Origin of the sequence: Arthrobacter sp. HMSC06H05 (assembly GCF_001807395.1) — a bacterium.
Lineage (GTDB): Bacteria > Actinomycetota > Actinomycetes > Actinomycetales > Micrococcaceae > Pseudoglutamicibacter > Pseudoglutamicibacter albus.
This window is the reverse complement of sequence record NZ_KV788993.1, coordinates 1-10,257: the sequence shown is the minus strand read 5'-3', so window position 1 is coordinate 10,257 and position 10,257 is coordinate 1. Positions and strand designations below refer to the sequence as shown.

5 protein-coding genes and 2 pseudogenes are annotated in these 10,257 nt (G+C 59.4%); all 7 read right to left on the bottom strand.

Annotated elements, in window-relative coordinates:
* Positions 1–954 (bottom strand): restriction endonuclease subunit S (locus HMPREF3160_RS07930; protein ID WP_083285563.1); only part of this gene is annotated, 954 nt, incomplete at its 3' end.
* Positions 951–1,850: pseudogene (locus tag HMPREF3160_RS07925) on the bottom strand (type I restriction-modification system subunit M); the annotation flags it as partial. The pseudogene HMPREF3160_RS07925 and the gene HMPREF3160_RS07930, both read right to left, overlap by 4 nt.
* A 370-nt stretch (positions 1,851–2,220) precedes the next feature.
* Positions 2,221–3,448: pseudogene (locus HMPREF3160_RS07920) on the bottom strand (IS256 family transposase).
* 273 nt (positions 3,449–3,721) lie between these two features.
* Complete coding sequence (locus tag HMPREF3160_RS07915; RefSeq protein WP_070507938.1) at positions 3,722–5,464, bottom strand: ABC transporter ATP-binding protein; 1,743 nt, start codon at positions 5,462–5,464, stop codon at positions 3,722–3,724.
* A 14-nt stretch (positions 5,465–5,478) separates the two neighbouring features.
* Complete coding sequence (locus tag HMPREF3160_RS07910; protein WP_256174199.1) at positions 5,479–7,260, bottom strand: ABC transporter ATP-binding protein; 1,782 nt, start codon at positions 7,258–7,260, stop codon at positions 5,479–5,481.
* Positions 7,257–9,539 carry an ATP-binding cassette domain-containing protein gene (locus HMPREF3160_RS07905; protein ID WP_035756502.1) on the bottom strand — a complete coding sequence of 761 codons (2,283 nt, stop codon included), beginning with the start codon at positions 9,537–9,539 and terminating at the stop codon, positions 7,257–7,259. The genes HMPREF3160_RS07910 and HMPREF3160_RS07905 overlap by 4 nt, the downstream gene beginning before the upstream one ends.
* A 37-nt stretch (positions 9,540–9,576) precedes the next feature.
* Positions 9,577–10,092: an ECF transporter S component gene (locus HMPREF3160_RS07900; RefSeq protein WP_230972829.1), complete on the bottom strand. Its 516-nt coding sequence runs from the start codon at positions 10,090–10,092 to the stop codon at positions 9,577–9,579.
* Positions 10,093–10,257 lie beyond the last annotated feature (165 nt).

Below are 10,257 nucleotides of genomic sequence, written 5' to 3'. Positions count from 1 at the left end.
CCGCTGCACCTCAATCGGCGGAACCGGGACGAGCACCTTTGTGAGTCGACGGACTGAAAGACCTGGTTGTGCGCTCTTAGTCACATATTGGCGAAGGTTCGCGTGCACTAATAAGTGATAAAAGAAATCCTGGTCCATTTCGACTTGCGGAGTACACACAATTGCGTGGTCTGTTGCATAGAAAGGACCAGAAGGGAGATGCACATTTCCACTTAGCGCTCCCTGCCGACCGATCATAAGACGCGGTTCAGCTTGGTTTGGCTCCCGACAGTATCCCCGCACACCGTTCGCTCCGTAGCAGGGCACCGGTTGCTCCGCGTTCTGGTTTTCTTCAATCTTTGACGAAGCGAGAAATTGTCCGGCTTTCATCACGAAAAGACTCCCAAGCTCAACCCAGGTCGCCCCCCCATTTTCAGGGAAGGTCAGGAGCTGGTCGCGGTAGTGCTCGTACTGCTTCCGCCGAGCCTCGAGCTCAGCCTCGAGCTCAGCCTCGAGCTCAGTAAAAAGATCAAGAATCTTAACAATCTCCCGCTGCACCTCAATCGGCGGAACCGGGACCTTCACACGATTCAGTACTTTCTGTGTCAGGCTGGGGACTCCTCCTGCTGTATTCAACCGTTCCAAACGACTCATCAGCATGAAGTGGTAAAAGAACTTCGGGAGAATCTGCGCGCTGTCAATGACTGTGTAATAACAGGTGTCCACAGTCCACACAGGACCATCGACATAGAACACAGAAGAGAGAGAACCCTTTCGCGGGAGTAGGACAGTTTCTCCGTCATATGCAGACTGATCGACATATGCCATGACACCCCCTGAACCGTAAACCGGGACAGGTCCACCACCTAAATGCTTGTAGTCTTTGCCGTTCTTGATGACAGCAACATCACCAAGCGCCTTGTATTCAACCCCGTTGGGGCAGAGTTCTTGGATCAGTTTCTCGATGCGGTTCATTTGGTTGCACCTGCTTCGAGTTCGGCAACGATCGCGTCGATGCTCGTGCGCAGCTCAGCCTGGCGCTTTACGATTTCCGCGATTTCGGCGTTCAACGCCTCAATGTCGATCTTTTCGCGGGTGTCTTCCAGCTCCACATACGAGCTCACGGAGAGGTTATAGTCGTTCGCCGCGATCTCCTCGGCGCTCGCCCGCTTCGACACGTACTGTTCCTCGCGACGTTCCGCGACCATCTCCACGATCTTGTCGCGATGCGAGGGCGCCATCACATTATGTTTACCCTGCCGGACGAAGTCTTTCGACGCGTCAATAAACAACACATCGTTATCCTTCTTGGACTTCTTCAACACGAGCACGCAAACAGCAATCGTGGTGCCAAAGAACATGTCCTCCGGCAACTGAATCACCGCATCGACATAGTTGTTATCCACCAAGTATTTACGGATCTTCTGCTCCGTACCCCCGCGATACAAAACCCCAGGGAACTGCACCAACGCAGCCGTACCGTCGACCGCCAGCCACGAAAGCACATGCATCGTGAACGCAAGATCTGCCTTCGTCACCGGCGCCAACACATCAGCCGGAGCGAACCGCACATCGTTAATCAGCAGCGGATTATTCTTGCCCTCCCATCGCGTGGAATACGGTGGGTTAGACACAATCGCATCAAACGGCTGATCATCCCAATGCTGCGGATCAATCAACGTATCCCCATGCGCAATATTGAACTTGTCATAGTTCACGTCATGCAAAAACATGTTGATACGCGCCAAGTTATACGTGGTCAGGTTGATCTCCTGACCGTAATAGCCCTGCCGCACACCATTAGGGCCCAGAACCTTCGCGAACTTAAGAAGTAGCGAACCCGAACCAACCGCCGGGTCGCACAACTGGTCACGATGGATACAAGACCCCAGTGCGGAGCAGGGCCATCGAACAGCTTCGATACCGGCTATGAACTGGGATTTCCGGCTGCCGCGGACGTTTGGAGATTAGCCTGCTGTACCGCTGAGTATCTGGCACGTCACTACCCGGCTGGCGTCCGTAGAGGGGGTGAACCAGTCGGGATCTCGCGCGCAAGAATAGACGCGGGGTCTCGACAAATGATGCGGGTAACACCTCTACCTGTAGACGATACCGCTTGCTATTCGTTCTTGCAGGTGGGCCGACGACCATCTGCACTCCTAGTCAACTACAAAGCTTTTAGCAAGTTGGGGGTCAAGTCCCTTGTAGTGGTGTAACGGCGTTTTCCTCTCGTTTGGGGTTTTAGCCTGCGAGTGCGGGCATGTCGGCATCGGTCGTGGTTGTGGGTGTGGTGATCAGGTTGAGGCGGCTCTTGGCGAGGACTTCCAGGCCGAGGTAGCGGCGGCCTTCTGCCCATTCATCGGTTTGCTCGGCCAGGACGGCGCCGACGAGCCGGACAATCGCTTCCCGGTTTGGGAAGATCCCAACCGCATCGGTGCGGCGCCGGATCTCGCGGTTCAGCCGTTCGGTGGGGTTGTTCGACCAGATCTGCTGCCAGACCTCGGTCGGGAAGCTGGTGAACGCGAGAATGTCAGCGCGGGCGGCATCGAGGTGGTCTGCGACGTCGGGGAGTTTCTCGGCGGTGTAGTCCAGTAGCCGGTCGAACTGGGCGTGAACAGCATCGGCGTCAGGCTGGTCATAGACGGAGTGGAGCATGGCCTTGACCGCCGGCCACAAGCTCTTGGGAGTGATGCTCATCAGGTTCGCGGCGTAGTGAGTGCGGCAACGCTGCCAGACGGCACCGGGCAGGTTCGCCGCGATCGCTTCCACGATGCCTTGGTGGGCGTCGGAGGTGACCAGCCGGACCCCGGACAGTCCTCGGGCGACCGGATCGGCGAAAAACTTGTTCCAGGCCGGGCCGGTCTCGCTCGTGGCGACCCGCATCCCTAAGACTTCGCGATGCCCGTCGGCGTTGACCCCGGTCGCGAGCATGACGACCGCGTTGACCAAACGACTTCCCTCGCGAACTTTCATCGTCAACGCGTCGGCGGTCACGAACGTGAACGGCCCAGCATCGCCTAGTGGGCGGTGTCGAAACTCGGCGACGTGCTCGTCCAACTCGGCGGCCATGCGAGAGACCTGGGACTTCGATAGCCGGTCGATTCCCAACGTCTTGACCAACTTGTCCATCCGGCGAGTACTGACTCCAGCGAGATAGCAGTCGGCAACGACAGTGATCAATGCGGACTCGGCGCGCTTGCGACGCTCCAGCAGCCACTCAGGGAAATAGGTGCCCTGGCGTAGTTTCGGGACCGCGATGTCCAAGGTCCCAACACGGGTATCGAGAGGCCGGTGGCGGTAGCCGTTGCGCTGGGCCCGTCGGTCAGGATCTGGGCGGCTGTACTCGGCACCTGCAACCGCATCAGCATTCGCAGACAGCAACTCGTTGATCGCAGTCTGCAACAGGTGACGCCTCGGCAAGCAGTTCGCCAAGCAGCCCGGCAGGGTCGACAATATGGGTAGCGGTCATCGTGTGGCCTTTCGCGAGTGAGTTGTAGGGGACGAAACTCGAGGATCACGCGGTGACCGCCCTGCTGTCCAGCACGACCACCCCGCTACACCACTATGAGGGACTCAACTCCCTTGGTGATTAGTAGCGCCCTCGCTCATCAGCGAGATGCTGTTCGCGCATGATCCCACTAGCGCCATGTTCGCCACAGCACCACGTGTGCCAAACGTGTCGAGGTACTCCGATTCGAGCTGTGGGTTTAGGGCTTGGCGCCTGGCACCGGGACCGCGTCCGCTAATCTGAGGTGTGTCTCAGCTGCCAACGAGACGATGCATCGGCGGCAGCCACGAAATCGTGGAACCGTCCGGGCCGACTAGACAATTCCTTAGGCGTGCCGGTTTCGGCGACGATAGCACCGTCCGCTAAGGGTTCGAGGAAGACCACCTGATCGGCGCTATCTATGGTGGATAGTCTGTGCGCTACCACGATCACAGTGCGGCCCTCAGATAGTTGACTGATGACGTCGCTAATCGCCGATTCATTCTCGCCGTCCAGCGCCGAGGTAATCTCGTCGAGCAGCAGTATCGGTGCATCCTTGATGAATGCCCGAGCGATTGCCACTCGTTGGCGCTCACCTCCAGACAGGCTCTGCCCGGCAGGCCCCACTTCGGTATCCCAACCGTGAGGCAGCGCCTCAATCACCCGATCAAGTCTCGCCTTGCGAGCTGCCTCTTCCAACTCGGCGTCCGTCGCATTGGGACGGGCAATCCGCAGATTCTCCCGGATCGTGGTGTCAAACAGGTAGGTGTCCTGGAACACCATCGAGGTCAGCTCCATGATCCGCGTGGTTGGAATCTCGCGCACGTCCACCCCGCCGATGGTCACGCTACCGGCGTCGACATCCCAAAACCTTGCGGTGAGACGCAAGATCGTCGACTTCCCGGCCCCTGACGGCCCCACTAGTGCGGTGACTGCTCCCTGCGGGGCGGTGAGCGAGACATCGTCTAGGACAGGCCGGCCTGACTCGTAGGAAAACGACACTCCTCGGAATTCAATCGACGTCCCACGCGGTTCCCGTGCCTGCTCGGAATCAGGTTCGGCAAGTGGCGCGGCATCAAGGATTATTCCCATCTGGCGCAACGCCACTGCGGCGTTATCGACCTCAGATGCGTAGAGCGCGGCTTTTGTGAGCGGCAGCAGCATGCGCGCACTGACCGCCGCGATCACCAGATACGCAATCGGGTCCAGACGCTCTCCGGTCACGAACGACAGCCCCAAGACGAGCACCACCGCGAAAGTCACGTTAGCGATGAGGTTGAATCCTTGGGCAGGTCGGCCCTTGATCCGAAGCCCGGCCAACGTCGCCTCAGAGTCGGCTTGCAGAGTCTTTTGTACGGGGTCCCACGACGTCGCGGCACCCGTGGCTCGAAGCACCGGTTGTAGCCTGGCGAACTCAATCAACCGGCCGGCTGCGGCGGCCGAGGTACGGTCTTCCATGTCATTGGCTCTGGTTGTTGCCGCCGACATTTTCCGCCACGTGAGAATAAACGGCAAGATCGACACTGCCATGACCACAGCTAACGGCCACTCAATGAATGCGGTGGCAACGAGCATCACCAACGGCACGATGAAGGCGTTGCACAGGTTCGGGATCACCATTGATGCCAGATGCGACAGGGTGTTGATCTCCTTGGATGTCGCATTAGCCACATCCGCTTCGCGTTTGGCATTAAACCACCCAAGCGGCAGCTGCAAGACATGATCTGCTACGCGATCAATTAAGGTATCGCATACTTCATAGACGCTGATCCGATAGGAGCGGTACATCGCGAAGGTGTCGACCGTCACCGTGATCGCGCCGAGGATGGCAACGACGACGAGCCAGGTGCCAAGGGTTTCAGAGCGGGAGAATAATGCCCGAAGGAAGGGGATCATCAACGCCAGTGTGATGCCTTGTAGGACAGCGGAGAAGGCGAACCAGCCCACCAACGTACGCAACTCGGCCCTGTTGACGACCCTGATCATTAGTTTCCACATGAGCGTGTCTCTCCTTAGGCCATGTAATGGAGTTCTTGGGCCCGCCACATCTCGCTATAGGTCCCCGCTTGGTCGACCAAGTCCTCGTGCCTACCACGCTGAGTGATGTGGCCGTCCTCAATCACGAGGATCTGGTCGGCGTCTCGGATGGTGGCGAGTCGATGCGCGATGATGATCACCGTGCGCCCGGATGCCAAGGTGCTGAGCGCTTCGTGGATCGCACGCTCCGACTGGGGGTCTGCTTGCGCGGTGGCCTCGTCGAGAATCAAGATCGGCGCATCCTGCAAGTATGCTCGCGCCAGGGTGATGCGTTGCCGCTCACCGCCCGAGAGGAAGCCACCAACCTCGCCAAGCACGGTGTCATACCCCTCGGGCAGACGCATAATGCGATCGTGGATGCATGCCGCACGGGCTGCTACCTCGACCTCGGCGCGCGTTGCCGACGGTTTCGACAGCGCGATATTGGTATGGACCGAATCGTTCGACAACGTTACGTCCTGTAGGACGATCGCGACGCGGGAAAGTAGCCACGAAAAACTCGCCTCGCGCACATCCACACCGCTGATGCGTACCACGCCATCATTGACGTCGTAAAAGCGCGCAATCAGCCGGGCCAGTGTGGACTTCCCTCCGCCCGACGGGCCCACCAGAGCCGTGACCGTTCCGGGCTCAGCCGTAAAGGAGACACCGTGCACAACGGGCACGTCAGGCTCGTAGGAGAAGGAAACCTCACAGACCTCAACTTGGCCGGGGTTTGGGCCTTCTTCTTGGGTTCGGCTGCCTTCGGGCATGGGTTTCTCGGAAAGCAGCTCTGCCGTGGTGCGAGCCGCCAGCTGCGACTCATAGATATGCTGCATCAGACCGACTAGCACCGTGAACCCCTCCGGGATGCCGGGAGCGATCAGGAAGAATGGCAGCGTCGCCGACAGCGTGCTCCAATCCTGCGCGACGAATAGCGCCGCCAGTAACGCGACCGTGACGAAGACCGTGGCTGGACGCAGTAGCGAACCGAGCAGACTAATCGCTCTGCCGGAGCGACGAACCCAGTCGAAGGAGATGGCAGAAAATTGCTGGCGGGCGGCGTTAAAGCGCGTTCGGGTCGCATCGGTGGCCTGGAAATTCTTGATCTCCTTAATGCCCTCAAGCATTTCGACGGTGGCTGCGGCCAGCGCGGTCTGGGCATGTCCGAATCGCTCGGTGATATCGCTATAGCCGCGCATGGTCGTGCTGACGATGATCACGATCGCTACGGCCCACGTTCCAAAGAGCGCGAGCGCCAGTCGCCAATCGACCCACATGAGATACCCGAGGCCTACGACCATCGAGACCACGGCGTTGGTGACATCACCGGGAACATGCGCAACGAGAGTATGGATGGCTGCGGTATCGTCACACACCATCTTGCGGATGGCCCCGTGCGGCACCTGCGAGACCCTACCCAAGGGCAAACTGCCCAGCGCTTGGACCACATTGCCGCGCAACCGATGTCGGAGCTTGGCTTCTGCCTCGTGGGTGACACCCAATCCAAACAGGTAGAGCAATTGGCCCACGAACAGCGAAAGCACCGCTATCACGGCCCAAACCCACGGCTTTCCGGTCCAGCCGGTGCGCACCTGCCCGTCAAGCCAGATCGCGGCCATGTTGTGTAAGGCGACGAACGGCACCAGCGTGACGATAGCGCCTAAGGCTGTGAGGACTGCGGAAAGGACCATCGCGCCCTTGGCCGGGCGGATTAGTGCGGCGACGGAAATACTCACATCGGGCTCCTGTCGAGTCGAGTCTTTCGAAACGTTCATTGGCGCCACCACCACAGCAACGCAGTAACGGCCCAAAGGAGGCCCACCAGGCACCAATCTCGCACCTGCCACGGCGTGTGTTGGAGTTCCGTGCGCCGCGGATAGGCGCTAAAGCCACGTGAATCCATCGACAGGGCAACCCGTTCGCCGTGCTGGACGGCGAGGATCGCCAGCGGCACGAGGGAACCCACCCATCGAATTGCGGGCGCTAACGGCCCCCATGATGCCCCAATACCCCGCAATGCCCGCGCTGTGCGCAACAGCTGGAAATCTCGCCGGAAACGAGTGACGAAGGCGACAGCCGCAGTTCCCGCCGCAGTGACCCGATAGGGAAGCTTGAACGTCGTCGTCAACGTGCGAAGCAGCGCTTCCGGATGAGTGCTGATGCCTGAAAGCAGCATGAGGGACAACAGTGCCCCGATACCGCTCGCTGCCGCAAGCTCGCCACCGTAATTGTAGAGTGGGCTGACCTCTTCAATGGTGTAGTTGTAGCGGAACACCGGCAGTAGCACAGCTGCGATGACCCAGGGTGCTAGCAGTGACATGACCGTTCGAGCGCGACTCGCTCTCGCGGCTACCATGGCCAGGCTCGCTGCGATGAGCACTCCAACATTGACGGCCGGGTCCTTGCATACGAACACCATGACCATCGCCGGGATTAGCGCCAATAGCAACGTCACAGGATTGAACGATGAGAAGAGTCCACGGGGCACGGACGGCGAAGGCGGGTTCGCTGGTGCTGCGGATGCGGTGTATTCACGAGTTTCGCTAACGACAGCAGGTAGCGCGATGATGTGGCTGCAGCGTGATAGGGCAAGTTCTAGGTCGTGGGTGGCCATGATGACGGTTCTGCCCTCAGCGCGCAGTTCGTCGATGAAGGCCATGAGTTCGCAGGTATTCGCCCAATCCTGGCCGTACGTGGGCTCGTCAAGGACAATCACATCGCGGCTCTCGGCGACCATCGTAGCCACCGATAGTCTACGAATCTGGCCGCCTGAGAGAGTCAACGGGTGTTGGTCTCGATACTGGGAGAGATGGAATTGCTCCACAATAGCCTCGGCTTTAGACGCGGAAACATCCCCCGTGGAGATTTCGCCAGCCACGGTAGAACAAACCATCTGATGTTCCGGGTTTTGAAACACGTAGCCGACCTGGTGCCGCCCTCGCCGCACAACCTCTCCGCAGACCGTAGCGCGTTGTGCCTTTGATGGTATGAGACCCGCCAGCGCCGCGAGCAGGGATGTTTTGCCTGCGCCATTCGGCCCTATAAGCGCGATAAACTCGCCACCCCGTAGCCGCATAGAGATAGCTGGGGAACGTCCGGGAACACAGAAATCTGCCAGCTCTACCGTGGCGCTGCCTCCACCGTCGAGCGTGTCAATCGCATCGATGGTTTCCCATCCTGCTTCGGTGCGCCGCTGATATTGCACCGAATCACCACAGATATCCGTGATGCGGGGAACTCGAATGCCCGCCTGCTCACAGGTCAAGGCGTGGTGCGGGGATTCGTCGCGTAACGCACGGGGCAGCCACACTCCGCACGCCTCAAGTTCCGCGGTATGACTGAGAAAAACCTCATGTGGAGTTCCCTGCGCGATCACCGCGCCCTGCGCGTTGAGCGCTATGACGTGATCGCACAGGGGTAGGACCGGGTCGAGGTCATGGTCGATCACCACGATGCCCACGCCATCGCTAACCAGCTGTTGGATGACGCTGTAAAACTCGTCCGTGCCTTGCGTGTCAATCATCGATGTTGGCTCATCGAGGACTAGTAAGCGGGGCTGCATAGCCAGTGCTACCGCGATCGCTAGGCGCTGGCGTTGGCCGCCCGATAATCTCCATGGGCTCTCCCACAGCTTGGTCTCCAGACCAACCGCAGCCAATGCCTCGCGTACCCGTCGATCAATCTCAGGAACAGGCAGGCAGAGGTTCTGCAGCGCAAACGCGACATCGTCATACACCGTACGGGTAATGACTGCGGCATCCGGATTTTGTCCCACGTAGGCGACATTGGTAGCGATCAACTGGACCGTGGCGTCGGCGATTTCGGCGCCGGCAATTTGAACGCTGCCGGAGTATTCGGACGGCAGACAGTGGGGCACAAGGCCGCACACGGCTCGGACGAAGGTAGTTTTACCGCATCCAGAGGGCCCAATGACGGCCGTTACCTGACCGCTCAGGTGGACCAGGCTTGGACGTTGCAGCACCCACCGGTCCTGACCCAAGTAGTGAACGGAAAGATCCTCAACCGCCAGGAGCGCCCGCGCGGACTCGCTCACAGACCGTTGCTCGCTGCTCAAAGTGGAGGCCAGCCTTTCACTCACGATGGTCTACGCCTACGCCTGCATTGTTGAGCAAACGGGTTAGTCCGACGACGGCCAAACCGCCAATGACGGACGACGTGACTCCCACCAGCACGATCAGTCCCGATACCGAGATTCCCACCGCGTGCTTGAGCAGCGTGAGGTACAACAGGCTGTTAAATGCCCCGAAGAATGCGGCGGAGATCAGATACGCCCACCACGTCCACTTCCGGTACAGCATCAACGCCATGGGAAACTCAACCAGGAGCCCGCCAATGACGTTACCGACAATCGCGGCAGGCCCAGTGGGAGTAGTAAATACGCTCACAACTCCGATGATCAGCGCGGCCAGCAGCGAAGCGCCCGGCCTTCGCACAACGGCCAGAGGAAGGAGGTAGGGAATGACCCAAAGTCCGAGAAGGGACACCCCGAGCCAGACTGCGCTCTGCGAAGCCGCACCCGCCGGCGCGATGTAGTTCAGTGGGATGAGGATGATGAGGCCGACCACCGACAGGGAGGCCACCATCATGAGATTTCGGGTACCTAGAATTGAGTCGGTTAATCCTCCGCGAGCTGAGCGTCGAACCGTACCGGATCGGTCTGTCACAGCAAACCCCCTTTCACTTAGGTTAGCCTAACCTAACTCTCGACTGGGGTCAAGTCCCCGGCGTACCTTACATATATTGATCGCGTA